This window comes from Paenibacillus sp. FSL R7-0302 (assembly GCF_038006885.1).
In the GTDB taxonomy this organism is placed as follows: Bacteria; Bacillota; Bacilli; order Paenibacillales; family Paenibacillaceae; genus Paenibacillus_AQ.
Genome location: NZ_JBBOWB010000004.1, coordinates 22,791 through 39,338 on the forward strand (window position 1 = coordinate 22,791; position 16,548 = coordinate 39,338).

Consider the following 16,548-nt stretch of genomic DNA (forward strand, 5'->3'; position numbering starts at 1 on the left):
CTCACCTCACAGTTCCGGCCGCACGTGCGGCGCAATCAGCGCTTTAACCGCCATCGGCATGTCAGCTTCCGCCGCTGCATATGCAACCGAAATATCCCCGACCCGCTCTGAGGTAACCCCCGGCTCCCGCTGCAGGTGTTTTGCCATCAGCACACAGGCATATTCCAGCGTTTCGGGCAGCGTGGACGGGTTATCCTCCGTAGCATCTCCCGGCAGCACGTAACCGGCGGTGTAGGTCACCGACAGCCCGCGTTCCCCGCCCGGCCAACCGCAATACCGGAAGAAGATACCGTTATCCAGCGTCTCCACATCAGTAAAGGGAAGGTCCGGCTTTTCATAGATCGAAATGGAGTGAACGGGATAGTTCGGCAGATACAAATACTGCCCGCGCATCCCATTCACGCGCCCGGTGTACTGCTGGAGCTTGAACCTCCGGCGGCACTTCTCTTCAATGGCTGCGGAAGCCACGGTAAGCAGCGCCGTCAGCTCTGTATCTGGCATATCGCCCGCCGGATCAACGCCCAGGAGCCTAGCTTTTTCCAGCGTCGTTAGCATCCGGCGTCACCTCGCCCGCTTTTCCCTTCTTCTCTGCGGGCTTCGCGGCTTCCGGTGCCTGCGGTTCAGCCGCCAAATAGCCCGCTTCCTGCAGCTCCGCAATACGTTCCGGGGAGTCTCCAGGGTACAGTGCGCCCACAATGTAGCGTTCTTGTGTCTCCTTATCCCGGAATACCTTCAATACCTCGTAATTCTCCGTGATCTTCGCCATGATTACTCTCCTTCTGCCGGTTCATCCGGCTATGGGATTAAAAAAGGGGCGAAACGCCCCTATACTTCGTCTGAAATATCCAATTGGCCGTAAATAGCCGCGCCCGGGTCCCAAATCTTGATATCATCCCGCATAATAGTTCGGAACTCCGTGGTATCCCGTCTCCAAGCGTCGCCGCCCTCTTTCGTGCTGGCCAGCTCGAAGAATTTGCGGGAAAACAGCTTGATCAGTTGTTTAAGGTTACCGATAATGATAGGCGCTTTTCCAGTAGTGGTGTCACTCGGCAAATACCGATTCGCAACCACGACAATCCGGCGACCCTTGTACACCATACCGGTAGGTGAAGTGATGTCCGGCTGCAAAAGTGGCCGTCCCTGGGCATCAACCAATTGATCCAGCCAGTTATAACCGTCCTGGTTAGTCATGATCACGGATGTTTGGCTAATTGCTGGGTCCAAATCGACATTAAGAACGCGCTTAACGTCACCAAAATTGGCTAAATCCACTTTCGGAAGTGTCTTTGCAAGCGTGGTGATCAGCACATTCCGTGTGACTACCGCTTTGCGGCCGATCCAATCTGTAATATAATCAATCAAATTCTGATCACTATCGGCTAAAAGCTCATTTGTGAGTGGAAGGATACCGCCACGTTTCCGAACCTTGTAATCGATATCCTGAAAGGTCGGGTTGTCGATTTCAGGAATTGGTGCGTACTCATCAATTACCGGGAAAGGAACCATGTCCTGAATCTTCTCCATGACACGAGAACCGGACAAAGAATTTACCGAAATGACGTCCACATATTGGGAAAGATCATCCAAAGAGCGCATAAAGGTATGAATCTTTGTTTGGATATCCTTCGGAACCAACAAATGCGAATCCCCTGCAGGGATGGCCGGATTGGTTTCCCCTTCGTTCATCACGGCGCGGCGTTCGTATTCCTTAACCACACTCCGCATGTCCGCCGTCACCCCTTGGCGGCGCAGGCCGCGAAGGAAAATGCTCTGATACTCCTTCTCCAGCTCTGCATCTTCGCGCTTGTCCATGTCGGTATTCCGGCCGCCCAGCTCTTCGCCGCCGCCCAGGTTGTCGCGTTCCTCATTCTCCAGCTCCTGGAGCATCTTCGCCTTCGCCTGAAGGGAACGGACTTCATCCATCAGTTCTTCTGCTTCCTTCGTCTTATCCTGCGCCAAGAACGAACGCACTTCCGTTTTACGCTGCTCCAGTTTCGCCAGCAGCTCCCGCAATTCTTTATTCATGTGTGTACCTCCGTATAATGGTTTTTGGCCAAACAAAAAGAGCCGATTAAATCAGCTCCAGCTCAATTAACATTTTCTGTTTTGACAATTGGTCGGCTGCCCGCTGCTCACTGGCTTTATAATCCTCCAGGCTTCGGGCGGAAACCTCATTTGCCGGGTACGCCGGGAAGGCTACCGGGGAGATTTCGTACAGCTCCGCATTGAGAATGGAGCGCTTATAAAGCTTGCTCTTATCCTCGCGCGTCTCGGACGACCATTTATCCTTGGTCACCCGCATTCCGAAGGATACGCCGTCCACATCCCCACGCTGGATAATGGCAAAAGCATCATTCCCGCTCGTAGTATCCGGCAAGTCCAGTTCAAACCGCAGCTCCTGCTTACCGCTCAGGAGCCGTAGCGTGCCGCTCTTGGTATTGCCCAGCACCTGAGAGGTGTCATGCGACCATAGGCCGACAACATCCCTTGCAGCTAGGCTCTCGTCAAACGCACCGGCAGCAATTTGTTCTACAAATTCATCACCGTACCAGTCCCGCATCGTTTCGCTGTCGCTCTCATACTTAATCGCGCCGGTGATGGTCCGCTTACTCGGCTGTTCCTCCGTCGCCTCCGTCTCCCGGATCTCCAGCTTCACCGGCATTGCCCGCTTCTCCTTCGTCGGAGTCGGGTTCGTCTTCTTCTGGCTCAGTTTCTTCACCCCCCTTCACGTATTGCTGGCCGGCCATAGTCAGCGGTATGACGTTGCCATTGAACACCAGTTGATCCCCGCCCGGCATTGGTGGCTTGTCTTCCGCTGCCCGCGCTTCGTTCGGCGTGAGAAAACCGCCCGAAATCCCTTTCGCGTGGGCTTCATACCGCGTTTTCAGGTCAGCCCGTAGAATGGAATCGACGTTGAATTTGCAGTAATACCCGTCGTCCAGCTCCGAATCCATGAACAGCTTGTAGGAAAGCTCCTGCTCATACGTGGTTAGAATCGGCTGCTGTGTATCGGAATAGAATGCAAGCTGCTGCTGCTCTACATTGCTATAAGTCGCCTTCGCTAAGTCGTTGAGCTGGTGCATTTTAACGCCGAAGGCATTGGCAATCTGCCGAAACGTCAGCTCCGTGTTTTGCAAGAACTGCGCGTCGGCCATGCTGATAGATATCGGCGTGAACTGATAGCCGTAAGGCATCATGGCGACTCGGTGACTGTTTTTCAGTCCCGCTGTCATGCTTTCAAAATTATCAATGAATACCTTTTTGGCTCCATCATCCAGGGAGCCGGTATATTGCACCAAACCCTTCACCTGGAGGCCCTGTTTGTAGAAATTGTTGATAAACTTGCCTGCGGAAGCCGCATTTTCGGCGGACGTTCGCAGGTAATCCATCGTATGCACGCCCACCAAGCCGTCCAGTGTAATGCTGCCCTTGAAATGCAGCACCTCGTCCGGCAGCAGCTTGCGCTTTTGACCGTTGCCTATGTCCACCTCGTACCATAACCGGGTCTGGCTGGATGCAATACGCAGCGTCGGGTCCGACAAGATCCCTGCATCATCCACAATGACCCGGACTTTGCTGGCATCCATCGGCCATAAGCCCACCACTCTACCAGTCCGCTTATCAAATTCAATAGAAGCATAGGCGTTCCCCATGGCCCGGTTCGCCTCGATAGCCTTCCAAAAGTCCGCAGCGGACATATAAGGATTCGGCCGCAGTTTCAGCAGCCGGTACAAATAGTGTTTCGCTGACTTGGTAATCCCGGAATCGTCCTCCTGGTACACTTTAAGCGGCAGCTTGGATATGGCATCCGATAATACCTTAATGCAGGCATATACCGTGTCCACCTTCAGGGCGTTCCAGCCTTTGATATTGACTTCGCCCGGCCCCACATCCAAACCGAGCCATTCCAGCAGCTTCCGGTCATTCAGGCCCACTTCATAGTTCCGCGTTTCCGCTTCGTTCCGGCCAAAACCAAACATTCGCGTTAAAAAATTCTGTCTCACACATGCACCCCCTCCCTCCAAGGCATTAGCCCCATAGTTTCTTTAAGAAATCTTCTTTGCTGAACTCTGATACATCGGATGATGTGTCTTCAACATCAAACATCGCCCGAACAAAGGCATTTATGATAGAGGCTGCGGGGTCAATCCGCTGCCGGGATTTCTGTTTATCCAGCATGATATTGTCATTGTGATCCGCCCGGGCTATGGCATTTCCAAAGGCCCAAGCAATGACCGGGTCATTGTCGTGAATAATTTTCTTTTCTAAGACACTATCGCGGAAGGACTTGGTAGGTTCTCCAAGCGTTTTTATCCCCTGCCGGATCTCCACGGGGATGAACCCCTCTGTTTCCATGTTCTGCGCAAACTGAGTGGCGTTGTACGGGTCGAAACAGTTCTCTTGCACCTTCCACCCGTTCGCTTCAATCTGTTCCATGACATACGCCTGAACAAACCGATAATCCACTACCGCGCCCGGCGTTGCAGTCAACCAACCTTCCCGCACCCAACGGCTGTAAGGAACCTTGTCCTTCTTTTCCCGCTGCAGCAAGGTTTCTTCCGGCATGAAGGAATGCCCCCGCACTGCATAGCGCCCATCCTCCAAGGGAAATACAAATCCCACACTGGTTAAGTCGATCTTTGAGGATAAATCCACACCCAAATAACCCAGCTTGCCGCGAAGTTCCGGGAAGGGGATCGCTTCCGAAGCACCGCAGGACTTCCACCGGTCCGCCCGAAGATATTTTTTCTCCCCTGTCGCCATCCACACGTTCATATTTTTGGTTAGAAAGTCGTCCATCGCTTCCGGCTTCTCCAGCGCCTCATTCATACGCGCCCGTATATTGTTCAGTCCTTCGGGATACGATGCCGCAATAGGGTTCGCCTTGAGCCAAGCCTTTTCATCGCGGATATCATCTATCAGGTTCCCGTCTTCGTCTTTGTCCAGCTCATTGACCATGACAAAATACTGCTCATTCTCGGCTTGGTCGGCTGGATCAAGCAGGCGGGACACATAATCATATTCCACACGGTAGCACGGCCCGCTGACATCCCCGGCCGTGGTAATGACCATCAAAAGAGGCTGCGGCCGGGCTACCATCCCGGAATCCAGGACGTCATAAATCTCCGTGGTCAGGTGGGCGTGATATTCGTCAATGATGGCTGCCTGCGGGTTCAAGCCATCTCCGGTCTTCTGGTCTTCTTTGGATAGGGCGCGTATCACGGAGTCCGTTTTGGTGTGCGTGATCCTCCCGTATGCCTCCCGCCATTTCCCCTTCAGTTCCGGGCAACCTGCAAGCATGGCCTTAGCTTCCTTGTAGACAATTTTCGCCTGCTCAGACTTCGTAGCCCCTATATACACCTCGGACATGCCCTCACCAAAGGCCATAGCCTCATAGGTGGCGACAGCTCCCAGCGTCTGAGACTTCGCATTCTTCCGGCCTACCTGCCAATAAGCCTTTCTGAACCGACGGTATCCGGTCGCAGGGTCCACCCAGCCATACACATTCCCGAAGACAAAGACCTGAATATCATGCGGCTGCAGGCGTTCCCCCTTAAGCACTCCTTTGGTATGCCTGAACAGGTTCATCCATTCAAAGAATCTCATCGCTCGGTCTTCGTCAAAGACATATGGGAAATCCTTGCTTCCGGCGCGGTCCATATCTCGCAGGAATCGTTCACACGCCTGCTTGTGCTTCTGGCAGGCCGGCACATCGTCGTGAATGACGTCGTAGCAATAGCTCATCATCCAGTGTTTCAGGCCCAGCATTATACATCACCAAACTTTTGTTCAAATTCGGACTGTTCTCCCTTTTCGGGTCCCTGTGGAATCACCAACCGGCACCGCGAAGCAATGGTCAATCCAAGGTCAGACGCCGCCTGCCGACATTGTTTAAACAATTTGTCCTGGTTCAGCAGCAGGTCAGCATAGACGCCGCTGGCCGCTTCCTTGATGGTCGTATTTGGGATCAGTTCCCCGTCCACATCATCATTCTCCTTGACCTCGTACTGCACGATCGGCTTCCGGTTGAGCAGCGCCTCAGTAACATCAAGGTACATTTGCCGGGAAATGATATACCGTGCCAGAGCGTCAACATCCAGATTCGACATGATGCCGATCCGCTCCAGCTCCTTCGCAATTTTGTTGAAATCCCGCTTATGCTCCTTGGACAAATACGAAGGCGCTCGGATTTTATCGGCGGGCGCCTTCACTTCCTGCTTTTTTCTTGTCTCGATTTCTTGCTTTGTCAAGTTCTTTTTTCCTTTATATAAAAGTAAATCAATGGGTTGTCTTTTTCCAGCCACTTCCAAAACCTCCCTTCCGAACTTTTCAGTGGGGAACTTTATATGCGTTAAGGGGGGCGACGGTCTACGCCATTTTAATTTTAAAAGTTTTTTCCAGGCCCCCCGGGTCTGAAAATTTCTTAAAATAAAAAAGTTTAAATTTTATCGTCCAAATCCGCCGTCTTCCCTGACTGTCTTCTCGCTATGGTGCGGGCCACACAATCCCTGCCAGTTCCTCCGGTCCCAGAACAGCGCTGGATCTCCCTTGTGGGCTATGATGTGGTCCACGTGTGACGCCGCCCCTGCCAGCCCCAGCCTTGTACACTCCACGCACAGCGGGTTCTCCATAAGGTATTGCTCCCGTGCTATCCTCCACTTATGGCCATAGCCACGGCTTGCCGCCGTCCCCCTGCGCTGCTCCCGCTCCTGTCGGTGCTTGTCACAGTACCCGCCCTTGCTCACCAGCTCACGGCATCCAGGCTTTCCACAAGGGCGTTTAGGCTTGCTAGGCATTCCTTTATCCTCACCCTCTCCTGTTAATATAAACAAAAAAGCCCAATCAAATGACTGGACTATTTTCATTATTTGATTGACAATAGTAAATCAAAATGCTATAATGTATATATAAGGAGGTGATGATAATGAAGACAAGGAAAGAAAGACAGAAAGAGGATAGGGACAACAAAATCAAATCGGTGACAGCAATCATCGGCTTGATTGTCCAAATCCTCACCCTCATCAAACTACTGCTCAAGTAGTGAAACCCGAAACCTCGGCCCCGCAAGGGGCCAGGCGGTAGGGGGATGAATAACAAGGGCTGTCTTTCTTCCAGTATAACATAATGGCGGGAGTGATAAAATATGACTCAAAAGACCACAAACATTGTAACCTATGCCACACTTGTCATAAGCATCATTAACTTGATTATTCTGGTGGTGAAGTGGTAATGACGCCATTTAAAGACCAGCAGGAAATGAATGAATGGGTTTCTGAGAATATCCTCTTCACCTCGGAAGCCATGGAGATTATGAACTGCACACGGCAGAATCTTCATAACTTTGTTCAGAAGGGCCGGCTTGTCCCTGTGAAGACTGTCGGCCGTGACCGCCTTTTCCTTCGCTCTGATTTGCTGGAGCTACAGGAGTCTGTCAGTTCCTACAATCGCAAACCTAAAGCAGACAAGCCCGGTGAATGACGCCGGGCTTTCTTTATGCAAAGAAGCACTTTCAGCAACCTTGTAAATAAAAAAGTCCCATCAATAGACAGGACAAATCCAAATACATACTTTACAATCGTTAAGTATCATGGTATAATTAATATATAAAGAGAGGAGGTGATAACATTGAAATCAAGAAGCGAAAGACGCTCTGAGGAAAGAGTTGAGCGCATCAAAGCGGTGACTGCAATCATCGTTTTGATCAACTCATTCCTAGCTTTGGTCCTCTCGATCATCGCCATTGCCAAAGTGCTACTTAAGTAGCACAGCCCGAAACTCGGCCCCGCAAGGGGCTGAGAAGTAGGGAGACAATAAAGAGCGTCTTTCACTTCACATTATAACATATTTTAAATCTAAGGTTATAGGAGCTGTCAACATGACAAAAAAGACGTATGAAACTCTTATTCTTATCGCCTTCGCCTTCAGTGTCATTGCCTTGCTGCTCACTATTATCACCCTGGCAAAGGTGGGTTGGTAATGTACACTTTCAACAGTAAAGAAGAATTAGCGGAATGGATCTCCCGCGAAGTCTGCGGCGTCTCGGAAGCGATGGAGATACTGGAATCCTCTCGGCAAAATATCCACGGCTTCGTGAAGAACGGCAAGCTTAAGCCAGTCAAAGAAACTGGCCGCGAACGTCTATTCTTTCGCTCTGATCTCCTGGAGCGGAAGGAAGCAGCTAAAGCCTACCATACGAAGAAAATTGCGCCCGGTGAATGATGCCGGGCTTTTTTTGTGCAAAAAGAGCCGCCTTCCAGCGACTCCCACCCGTCAAAAACATATTAATATATTATTATCAATGGCTTACAACTATAGGTGGCAACCGTAAGACAGAAAATCACATGCAAAATAAAAATAGGTTATTTGCTTTGTTGAATGCTATCTTCTGGTCTGCCCGCTGCAACATTACCTGAACTGAACCCTTCTTGATATCCATCTCATTCGCTATACTCTGCATCGACATTCCAATAGCGTGATGAAGCACGTAACATTGCCGCTCCCGGTCCGAGAGATTCCGTAGGGCATCTTCAATCTTCCACTCTTCTTCTCGGGTTAATGGCCGGCCTACCTCAGCAGGCTCAAACTCAAATTCATAGTCGGTCAGGTATTCCATCCATTGCGGGTCCCATACCTTCGTCCGCTGTGATATGCTGCGCCGCTCCATCGACCTGCGGTAACCCGGCGGATATCCGGTCTCCATCCATTCGATACTGTATTCCAAGTCGCTCACGCTGGCCGCTATGGCGTTCTTCTCCAGCTTGATAGGTTCCATTTGCTTCCGCAGCTCGTCCCGCTCCTGTTTGGTCTCAGCTATCTTCAGCCGTTCTTTGAGTGGTTCCAACTCCTTCTCCAACTGAGCAAGCTTCCTGTTCAGCCCCTGCTTAGTCTCTTCATAGCTCGCAAGCAGGTCAGTCATTGCGTGTGCCACGGCGGCGGCGTCCATCTGGCTCATTCTGCAGATCACTCAAAATGAACGCTGCGTTGCCCGGCACAAAGATACCGCTGTGCTCCCCTAAGTTGATCCGGTATCCGTCCCGCTCCCGTTTGGCTCTAAAGGATACGCCAGAGACGATGTGTCCTGTAGCCGCTGTAAGGCTCTGTGTGGTCTTTATAATCATAGGGGTATGTTCCTCCTTATAAGGATAAGTTCACAGGCTAGCGGCCCCCGCTACGCTGGGTAATTCGGTCGGTCTCGGAGGCCTCCGGCCCTAATGCATCATTTTCTCGGAATGGGAAACTAAAAATCCATCTCTAGCTGCCCAGTTACTCCCTTGATATGGTCGCTCCATACAATGTGACTGCTACAACGGTTTGAATCTGCAGGAACAAAATATGCTTGTTTCAGGTTCTTACCGCATCCATTTGATCCGTACCAAACTGAAACTCGTTTCAATACTGTCCCTACTTTCCAACCATACATGGCTTCGTAATTTGTACATTTATTAGAAATTAAAATATATTCCTCCTGTTCGGCTGGAGATAACATTTCAGAGGGTTTCACTCTTACACCTTCCTTCGCTATATGCGTCCCTGCTGCAGCAATCTACTCTCCATGAATCACGACAGAAGCGATAACCGTCTGGATTCGTTCACCTTCAAAGGTCTCGATAGTGTAGGATGCTCTTTCATCAGGTTCACCGCTGTTATACCAAGGAGATATCGAAAAGGAAAATTCAGGTCTCCCTTCCAAGTATTTTGCAACGGTATCCCAAGCTTGCTGTACTTCATGCGGAATAGGGGTTGTATTCAATGCATTCCCTCCTTCAATGGTTAATTGCTCCGCTCCCCAGCCGCAGCAGGGGCAGCGGAATACGTTCTGTTTAATTTCCTGCATGTCCGCTGAACACTCCAAGCACACCAGAATCATGTTTCTAGCTCCACTTCGGCCCTCTCGGCGGCGGTCAGACGGCTAAGGTCAATCTGCTCCCTCCTCCGGGAGTACAGCGGGGCATAACTGTGCGGCGAGAATGCCTTCGGAACGTGTAGATAAGCTGCTGGCTGCTCCCATGCTGCAACGTGCGCCCCGAGCTCAGCGCAGCGGTAACGGGGAAGGAATATCCAACCCTCCGGCCGCGCCGGGCGCCATCCGGGGCCACCTGTGATGTAAACGGGCAGCCCGCAGGCCGCAACCTCGGAGCGGGACAACCATCCGTTTTGATCAGCCATAGCCCAGCTCTCTCCGGAGGATCGGCCAGAGCGGTGTCAGATGGCGAATCCGGATGTAACGGCAACGATCTTGCTCTTGAAGTTTGCCTTTGTAATATTCAACTTGCTCCTGCATGATGATACCCCAACAGTGGTGACACACCGGGACGGTTGCCCATGTGGTTGTGGCATCGAGCTGGCATGTAGGTACTGAGCACATTTTTCTCAATGGTCCGGCTCCTCCTCTCTATCCTGCTTTTCTTGCCGGAGCTTCGCTTCCTTTTTGGCCTTGAGCTCCGCAAGCAGTTTCTGCTGTAGGGCGATATCCTCGGGAGTCGGGCCGTCCGTTGTCGGCTTGACGACCTCAATATGTGCCTTGCCACTGTAACCCCCGCGGTTCCCCCGGTTGCTCGTTTGCTCTGGCGGCTTGTCCTTTGTCCAGGGTTCGTCAATACCCTCGGCCTTCCAGCGTTTGAGGATACCCTGCACGTAGCTTAGAGTCCGCTTTCCGGCTAATACTGCTTTTTTCATGGCTTCACAAAGCCATTTTTCGGTATAATCCTGGATAAATTCGTTGAGCTGGTCTTTGGTGATATCGCTTATAGTGCCAAACCCCTCATTTTCAAACATCCTGAATGCATCAGAGATTGAAGGAAGAGGACCACCACCATAAAGGTATTCATCTTCGGCGGCATCGGGCGAATCCGACATGCTGCCTTCTATTCCGTTCTGTTCTTGTTCTCTTCTCTTCTCTTCTGTTCCGTTCTCTTCAGTTCTGTTCAGTTCAGTTCCCTTCAGTTCAGAGGGAGTTTCTTGGACATTCCCGGAAGTTCCCGGAAAGTCAGGGAATTTAGAACGCGTCCGCTTATGCAATCCCTGCTGATGCTTCTCAAACTGCTGAATCTGGACGACTCTTTCGCCATCCACCTCGTACCATAAAATAAGCCCTTGATGATCCAAAACATGCAGGGATTCGCGTATATCCTTAATGGACTTTTCCAACATCGGAACCACCAAAGCCTTGATCTTGCCCGGTGATCCCGCCAGGCGCCCAAAGTCATCCGCATGCGGGATCATCCAGGTGTATAGAAGCATATCGAAAATATTCGGCAGCTCGTTGACCTTCTCCGATATTGAAATCACTTTTGAGAGCATTCTTTTTTCAGCCATCGGCAGCGCCTTCCTTGTTGTTATGGGAATTTCCCGGAATTTCCGGGAAAGCTCGGGAATAGAATTCCTCCCGCTTGTTGATTGCCCACTGCTTCCCGCCGGCGGTATAGTCCACATAATGGTGACATGTTCCGCTGTTTACGCTGGGTCCGCAGAGTATGGCGACATCGTTCACGGTGGTTTCGCCTTCAATCTGCCAGCGCCGCAGCAGGTGAGCGCATTGCAGGCCTTCTGTGCTGCCGCACTGCTCGCAGCAGCCGCCAGAACGCTCCAGTGCCGCCGCGTAAACTTCTTTGCTGATAGCTCCCCGCTGCTTGGCGGTGGGCTTATTACGCTTATGCTTGGGCTTTGGAACAGGATGAAACCCGAAACTAACCACGGCGGGTACCGCCAAACATGAGTTGATTGAGACATGAATAATTGCAGCAAAGCACATTCCCGCAACGTACAGCGGACTGACCGAAAAGAATCACCCGACGGCAATTCGGATCTGCACAGGTTCCGACAATTAAAAATTTCTCCTTATCTGTTGTTTTCATTGCTTTTTCCTCCGCTCCCTGATAAACTGACCGTAAATTTATTTTTGCAAAGCTACAGTCCGCGGCTCCTACCCCGTCGGGCTGTTTTTCGTTTGTCCACAGATTATCCACATTGCGTGGTGATCTCTGCCCGACTGCTCCAGATGGCAAGCAGCTCATCCCGGTTCTGCCTGAACATTTGGATGGCATGGCGCTCATTCGCTTCATCCCCTCGCAGTTTGGCGTCTTTACTGGCCTCCAGCCAAAAGCGCATTTGATAACGGTATTCTCTGGCGTCTTTCATGATTAATCCTCCCGCCGGATGGGTACCCAGGCCGCAACATAGTTCATCACTTCCTGCAGATCATGCTTCAGCACATCTTTGTAGCTGCTCACGCTCCAGCGGTCCTTGATTTCCTTATGGAGCTGCCGGAACCATTCGCCGCGGGCTTCTTTAATTTGCTCAAGAGCGCATACGCGCTGATTAATCGCCTTCTGCAGCCGGCGCTGCTGCCCACTGTCCAGCGTGATTTGATTTTCAAGCTTGTGCTCCACATCCTCCAGCCGTTCGGTGATGATCTCCTGACCTGCAAGCAGGTTATGTGTAGCAGCCATTAGAGAGCGCAACGAATCGTGGGAAGAGGCTTGCCCCCTGAAATAGCTATTGACTAACTGGCGTTGGACCTTCCACGCAAGATCATCATTGAATGACTTGACCAACATCAGATATCCAGACTCCGTGATTACTGTCCCGCCGCGCGGGCTGGAAATTCCAAAGCGACGAATTTCGTCGGATTGGAAATGCTCCGGTGTAACATCGAAATAATCCGTTCCGGAAATAAAACGCTCCCGATTCTCACGGAAATTGCGGCTTGCTGTTCCTTCCGGACGCCGGTGAAGCTCGTCAATATCCCGGAATGTTACAATACGCTGCCCTGAAATTTCACGAACTTGAAGATTCCTCGCCTGCTGATTGACTTGAATTTTTACAACTTGTGTCATGGTGCGTATCCCTCCAGTGATGTGATGTAACGTACCTCTACGTCATTGATTACTGATTGCATCTCTTTATCCCCGGCGTGATGTCGGCGGTACATGGCGATGATTTGCCGGAGAAGATCCTGCGGCGCCCCTGCATCCAAACAGGATTGCATGGTCACCTGAATGTTGTACATATCATGGCTCTGTTTCATTTGCTGTTGGCTGCCGTTCAAAATGCATTGTTGCTGTTGATGAATGACTGCATTATCCATGGCCCTACACTTCCCCTGGTTTGATATGATGGCTAGTTAACGTATCAGCTTTGAGCGCGATTTATTTAACGCCTCAAAATTCATATCCAGAAACCTGCTCATTTCAGAAGCCCGAAACATCCAGCGCCCACCTTCACCACCATTTGTGCAAAGGTGCATGTCTTGCTTGAAGCTTGGATTCAATAAGATGTTTGCAAGGAGCCAATCACGCTTGCGGCACGTTTCTGCTTCGAGCCTCTTCATATCCCACCATACGCCTGGGCTGTTTTCTTGAATTTGTCTTTTGATCTCAGCTTCAGTTAATTGCCGGACATATTCAGGATCAATGACAACCTGAATGATTGGAGAATCCATATTTATTCACCATCCAATTCATTTTGTTCCTTAAAAGGAACGTCCAATTCAAAAAAAAATTCCTTTGGTATTCCGAATTTCTCACATAGTATTCTTGCTTCGCTTAGTGAAAAATCACCTCCAGTTCCATTCAGTTTTTGATTAATTGCGCTACTAGTTTTACCAATAACCGCTCCAACTTCAACCTGAGAAATATTATTTTGATACAGATAAACCTTAATTTTGCTATAGGGTTGCCTTCTTCTGACTATCTTTGGTGACATACCTACCACGTCATCCCCTCCGTCCGTTCCTTTTTAGGAACAACATCAGATTAAACGAGCAAATAAACTATGTCAATATTTTTTTGTTCCTGTATAGGAATAAAGTTTATATATTTGTTGCATAATAGGAACTATCTGTGTATCATATTAGATGTGCATAATATTGTTTAGGAGGATAGTTCATGTTTGGTGATCTCTTAAAGAAACTTAGGTCAGATAGAAAATTGAGTATTGACCAGTTCGTAAACGAAATTAACAACAGATATAACACTACTTTTAGTAAGAGTATGGTTTCTCGTTGGGAAAATAACTTAACTGACCCTAAAATGGAGGCAGTTCGGATAATTGCCGATTTCTTTGATGTTTCTTTAGATTCTCTTCTTGAAAGTTCATCAGACAATAAAACTAAGGATCAAATTGAGTTTGAAGCCTTTATCAATGATCCTGATAACAATTTGTTTTTTAAAGAATTGTTGAAAGCTCCAGAGGAAAGAATAAAGGATTTACGGAAAGTCTGGGAGATTATTAAACGCGCTTCTGAAGACGATAAATAAAATTCTGTAGCATCAGCTAACAGGCTGGTTCTGCACATCCATACATACGAACAAACGATCTCATAGGAGGGATACTATGTTTAAATATTACAAAAAAACTCATCTTGAACAGTTTACAGAACAACTGTACTTAGACAATAACATCTCGGTTCCTGAGAATATAAATATCGACTTTATAGCAAATAAACTTGGAATTTCAGTTGTGTTGTTTGATTCAGATAGCCTTTCTCATGAAACTAAATCCGGGAAAAAAATTATTTTTCTTAATAAACGCAAATCAGGTTCAGATCAAAGAAAAGATTTCTTGCATGAACTATGTCATTTACTACGGCACGCCGGCAATCAAACAACCTTACCACAGCCATTTGTGCAGTATCAGGAAGAGGATGCGGAATTGTTTGTTCTTTATGCTTCCCTCCCCTTCTTCATGATTAAGGAATTAAATCTTCCTCCGGATCATGGACAAGCTATTAAACAAATATCCTCAGCCTTTTCAGTGAGTATGGAACAAGCACGTAAACGGTATGAGCAAATCTTACGCCGAGAATTTGAAGCACTTATCTGTGCAGAGACATCGGCTACATACCAATCAAGAAAGGAGGTGAAAACAATCATGAGTAAATCAGTGGAGTTTGCAGTCTATTATGACCCCTCTGGAATAACTGATGGGCCTTCACAGCTTGTTGTAACCTTAGACGAATGGACCCTTATGAACTGTCGAGAAATTGAATTGCCTGTCGGAGAACGCCTTGCAGAGATTGATTTAGAGGAAATCCAAAGAATTGAATGTGTGCCGGCCTTCAGCAGCGATGTTATCTGTTTTGACGGTAAAATTACACTACAAGTCCATCAGCTTTTGTACAGGCATGGATTAAAACAAAATTGTTTTATCATTCAAATGAACGATGTTGAAATGAAGATTGCCCGGGATCAAGCCATGACCCGGAACCTATCATGGTAAGGAGTGAGAATTTTGGCCAGCTTTCAGAAATACGAGACCAAAGCCGGCGCCCGCTGGATGTACAAGTATTACGGTCCTATAGATCCTGGGACTGGAAAGGCCAAGCCTTCAACGAAACGCGGTTTTAAAACCAAGAAAGAAGCTCAATTACATGCAGCTCAAACTGAAACAGATATTCACCAGGGAACATTTCTAACAGATAAAGAGTCTACATTTGAGGATGTTTACCTGTTATGGGAAAAAACAAATTCACCTAACTGGAAGCCGCCAACACGTAGAGCGGTAAAATCAAAATTTAAGAAGCAGCTTCTTCCTCACTTCGGCAAAATTAAGATGAAAGACATCACTAAAAAATACTGTCAGGAAGTAGTTATCAAGATGGCCGAAAAGATAAAGACTGTAGACAATATGAAGATGTATGCCAACCAAATATTTGAATTTGCAATTGAAAATGATGTTATAAAAACAAACCTAATGAAAAAAGTCAAAATTCCAAAAGCAGAAGAGCAACATTATGCACCTGAAGAAGAAGAGCGCAACTTTTGGGAAAAGCACGAGGTAAAGAAATTTCTTGCTATCGCAGCCGCTGAATGTTCTTTTCGAGATTACGTAATGTTTCACACACTGATATACAGAGGGCCGCGTAAAGGTGAAATGCTGGCGCTTGGAGAGCAAGACATCGATTACTCTCAAAAGCATGTGGCTCTGAATAAAACGCTGTATTGGGAGGACGGGAAATATTACGTTCTAACCTCAAAGACGCCCGCTTCACGGCGCGTTCTACCGGCAGACAAGAAAACCCTTCAACTTTGGAAACGGCTCCTTACAATGCAAAAGAAACAGCAGTTAGCCGATGGTCGAAACGGACCGATTAAATTCCTGTTTACGCGGGAGGATGGTGTAACCCCGCTCAGACTGGCTTATTTAAATGATCTGCTGGAAGCATTGATAATAAAGCATAACCTCCATTCAGTAACGGTTCATGGCTTAAGGCATACCCACGCTTCATTGCAGTTTGAGGCTGGTGCAACCATTAAGGAAGTTCAATACATCTTAGGTCATTCAGATATCAATATGACCATGAACGTCTATACCCACGTCACAAAAGGCGTGCAAGAAAAAGGATCGAATCGCTTTGAAGATTTCATGGATAAAGACGATCCAATTACCGGTTCTAATGTGGTCGTATTAGGGGGAGGAGACATTGATACTGAGGATTGTGAATAAATATGGTCAGGATATGGTCACGGCCATTTTAGAGGGCAAAATTAAAGCCCCTGACCACGAGGGCCAAGGGCTGAAATTCCTTGATGCTATGCGATTCTTAAC

24 protein-coding genes are annotated in these 16,548 nt (G+C 48.8%); 6 read left to right on the top strand and 18 right to left on the bottom strand.

The annotated features are described in order from the left end of the window. Positions 1–6: 6 nt before the first annotated feature. From MKY96_RS33620 to MKY96_RS33650, 7 genes are read right to left on the bottom strand one after another with little or no spacing between them, the layout of a single operon-like run. The gene (locus MKY96_RS33620) at positions 7–501 is read right to left on the bottom strand and encodes a phage gp6-like head-tail connector protein (protein WP_340947226.1); all 495 of its coding nucleotides are present in this window, start codon (positions 499–501) and stop codon (positions 7–9) included. 28 nt (positions 502–529) lie between these two features. Further along, positions 530–766, bottom strand: coding sequence for a hypothetical protein (locus tag MKY96_RS33625; protein ID WP_340947228.1), 237 nt, complete (start codon positions 764–766; stop codon positions 530–532). Between the two features lie 59 nt (positions 767–825). Then, on the bottom strand, positions 826–2,025 hold the full coding sequence (locus tag MKY96_RS33630; protein WP_340947231.1) for a phage major capsid protein: 1,200 nt from the start codon (positions 2,023–2,025) through the stop codon (positions 826–828). Between the two features lie 46 nt (positions 2,026–2,071). Further along, positions 2,072–2,662 carry an HK97 family phage prohead protease gene (locus tag MKY96_RS33635; RefSeq protein ID WP_340947233.1) on the bottom strand — a complete coding sequence of 197 codons (591 nt, stop codon included), beginning with the start codon at positions 2,660–2,662 and terminating at the stop codon, positions 2,072–2,074. Next, on the bottom strand, positions 2,607–3,980 hold the full coding sequence (locus tag MKY96_RS33640; protein WP_340947234.1) for a phage portal protein: 1,374 nt from the start codon (positions 3,978–3,980) through the stop codon (positions 2,607–2,609). Before MKY96_RS33640 ends, MKY96_RS33635 begins: the two co-directional genes overlap by 56 nt. A 49-nt stretch (positions 3,981–4,029) precedes the next feature. Next, the gene (locus tag MKY96_RS33645; RefSeq protein WP_340947235.1) at positions 4,030–5,769 is read right to left on the bottom strand and encodes a terminase large subunit; all 1,740 of its coding nucleotides are present in this window, start codon (positions 5,767–5,769) and stop codon (positions 4,030–4,032) included. After that, a complete protein-coding gene (locus tag MKY96_RS33650) occupies positions 5,769–6,305 on the bottom strand; it encodes a phage terminase small subunit P27 family (RefSeq protein ID WP_340947237.1) in 537 nt (178 codons plus the stop codon). The genes MKY96_RS33645 and MKY96_RS33650 overlap by 1 nt, the downstream gene beginning before the upstream one ends. A gap of 925 nt (positions 6,306–7,230) precedes the next feature. Here MKY96_RS33650 and MKY96_RS33655 point away from each other — a divergent pair. From MKY96_RS33655 to MKY96_RS33665, 3 genes are all read left to right on the top strand, one after another. Further along, complete coding sequence (locus tag MKY96_RS33655; protein ID WP_340947239.1) at positions 7,231–7,479, top strand: helix-turn-helix domain-containing protein; 249 nt, start codon at positions 7,231–7,233, stop codon at positions 7,477–7,479. A 147-nt stretch (positions 7,480–7,626) separates the two neighbouring features. Next, a complete protein-coding gene (locus tag MKY96_RS33660; RefSeq protein WP_340947240.1) occupies positions 7,627–7,764 on the top strand; it encodes a hypothetical protein in 138 nt (45 codons plus the stop codon). A 213-nt stretch (positions 7,765–7,977) separates the two neighbouring features. Further along, positions 7,978–8,220 carry a helix-turn-helix domain-containing protein gene (locus MKY96_RS33665; RefSeq protein ID WP_340947241.1) on the top strand — a complete coding sequence of 81 codons (243 nt, stop codon included), beginning with the start codon at positions 7,978–7,980 and terminating at the stop codon, positions 8,218–8,220. Positions 8,221–8,338: 118 nt separating this feature from the next. Here the strand turns inward: MKY96_RS33665 and MKY96_RS33670 are convergent, their stop codons facing one another. From MKY96_RS33670 to MKY96_RS33720, 11 genes are all read right to left on the bottom strand, one after another. Next, complete coding sequence (locus tag MKY96_RS33670; protein WP_340947243.1) at positions 8,339–8,917, bottom strand: sigma factor-like helix-turn-helix DNA-binding protein; 579 nt, start codon at positions 8,915–8,917, stop codon at positions 8,339–8,341. Then, positions 8,910–9,119, bottom strand: coding sequence for a hypothetical protein (locus tag MKY96_RS33675; RefSeq protein ID WP_340947244.1), 210 nt, complete (start codon positions 9,117–9,119; stop codon positions 8,910–8,912). The genes MKY96_RS33670 and MKY96_RS33675 overlap by 8 nt, the downstream gene beginning before the upstream one ends. A gap of 119 nt (positions 9,120–9,238) precedes the next feature. Continuing rightward, positions 9,239–9,502, bottom strand: coding sequence for a hypothetical protein (locus MKY96_RS33680; RefSeq protein ID WP_340947245.1), 264 nt, complete (start codon positions 9,500–9,502; stop codon positions 9,239–9,241). 42 nt (positions 9,503–9,544) lie between these two features. Continuing rightward, positions 9,545–9,835 carry a hypothetical protein gene (locus MKY96_RS33685; RefSeq protein ID WP_340947246.1) on the bottom strand — a complete coding sequence of 97 codons (291 nt, stop codon included), beginning with the start codon at positions 9,833–9,835 and terminating at the stop codon, positions 9,545–9,547. A gap of 536 nt (positions 9,836–10,371) precedes the next feature. Next, positions 10,372–11,316, bottom strand: coding sequence for a DnaD domain-containing protein (locus tag MKY96_RS33690; protein ID WP_340947247.1), 945 nt, complete (start codon positions 11,314–11,316; stop codon positions 10,372–10,374). Beyond that, positions 11,309–11,695 carry a hypothetical protein gene (locus tag MKY96_RS33695; RefSeq protein ID WP_340947248.1) on the bottom strand — a complete coding sequence of 129 codons (387 nt, stop codon included), beginning with the start codon at positions 11,693–11,695 and terminating at the stop codon, positions 11,309–11,311. Before MKY96_RS33695 ends, MKY96_RS33690 begins: the two co-directional genes overlap by 8 nt. A 263-nt stretch (positions 11,696–11,958) precedes the next feature. Beyond that, a complete protein-coding gene (locus tag MKY96_RS33700) occupies positions 11,959–12,138 on the bottom strand; it encodes a hypothetical protein (protein ID WP_340947250.1) in 180 nt (59 codons plus the stop codon). Positions 12,139–12,140: 2 nt separating this feature from the next. Continuing rightward, positions 12,141–12,836, bottom strand: coding sequence for an ORF6N domain-containing protein (locus tag MKY96_RS33705; RefSeq protein WP_340947252.1), 696 nt, complete (start codon positions 12,834–12,836; stop codon positions 12,141–12,143). Continuing rightward, positions 12,833–13,087: a hypothetical protein gene (locus MKY96_RS33710; RefSeq protein WP_340947253.1), complete on the bottom strand. Its 255-nt coding sequence runs from the start codon at positions 13,085–13,087 to the stop codon at positions 12,833–12,835. The genes MKY96_RS33705 and MKY96_RS33710 overlap by 4 nt, the downstream gene beginning before the upstream one ends. A gap of 36 nt (positions 13,088–13,123) precedes the next feature. Then, positions 13,124–13,441: a DUF771 domain-containing protein gene (locus MKY96_RS33715; RefSeq protein WP_340947254.1), complete on the bottom strand. Its 318-nt coding sequence runs from the start codon at positions 13,439–13,441 to the stop codon at positions 13,124–13,126. Positions 13,442–13,443: 2 nt separating this feature from the next. Then, entirely contained in the window at positions 13,444–13,704 is a 261-nt protein-coding gene (locus tag MKY96_RS33720; RefSeq protein WP_340947255.1) for a helix-turn-helix transcriptional regulator, read from the bottom strand. Between the two features lie 182 nt (positions 13,705–13,886). On the opposite strand from MKY96_RS33720, the gene MKY96_RS33725 reads away from it, so the two are divergent. The 3 genes from MKY96_RS33725 (at position 13,887) to MKY96_RS33735 (ending at position 16,446) form a co-directional block, all read left to right on the top strand. Then, a complete protein-coding gene (locus MKY96_RS33725; RefSeq protein WP_340947257.1) occupies positions 13,887–14,258 on the top strand; it encodes a helix-turn-helix domain-containing protein in 372 nt (123 codons plus the stop codon). Positions 14,259–14,334: 76 nt separating this feature from the next. Beyond that, positions 14,335–15,219 (top strand): ImmA/IrrE family metallo-endopeptidase, encoded by an 885-nt coding sequence (locus MKY96_RS33730; RefSeq protein WP_340947259.1) that lies wholly within the window; start codon positions 14,335–14,337, stop codon positions 15,217–15,219. Between the two features lie 12 nt (positions 15,220–15,231). Further along, positions 15,232–16,446: a site-specific integrase gene (locus tag MKY96_RS33735; RefSeq protein ID WP_340947261.1), complete on the top strand. Its 1,215-nt coding sequence runs from the start codon at positions 15,232–15,234 to the stop codon at positions 16,444–16,446. The last annotated feature ends 102 nt before the right edge of the window (positions 16,447–16,548 follow it).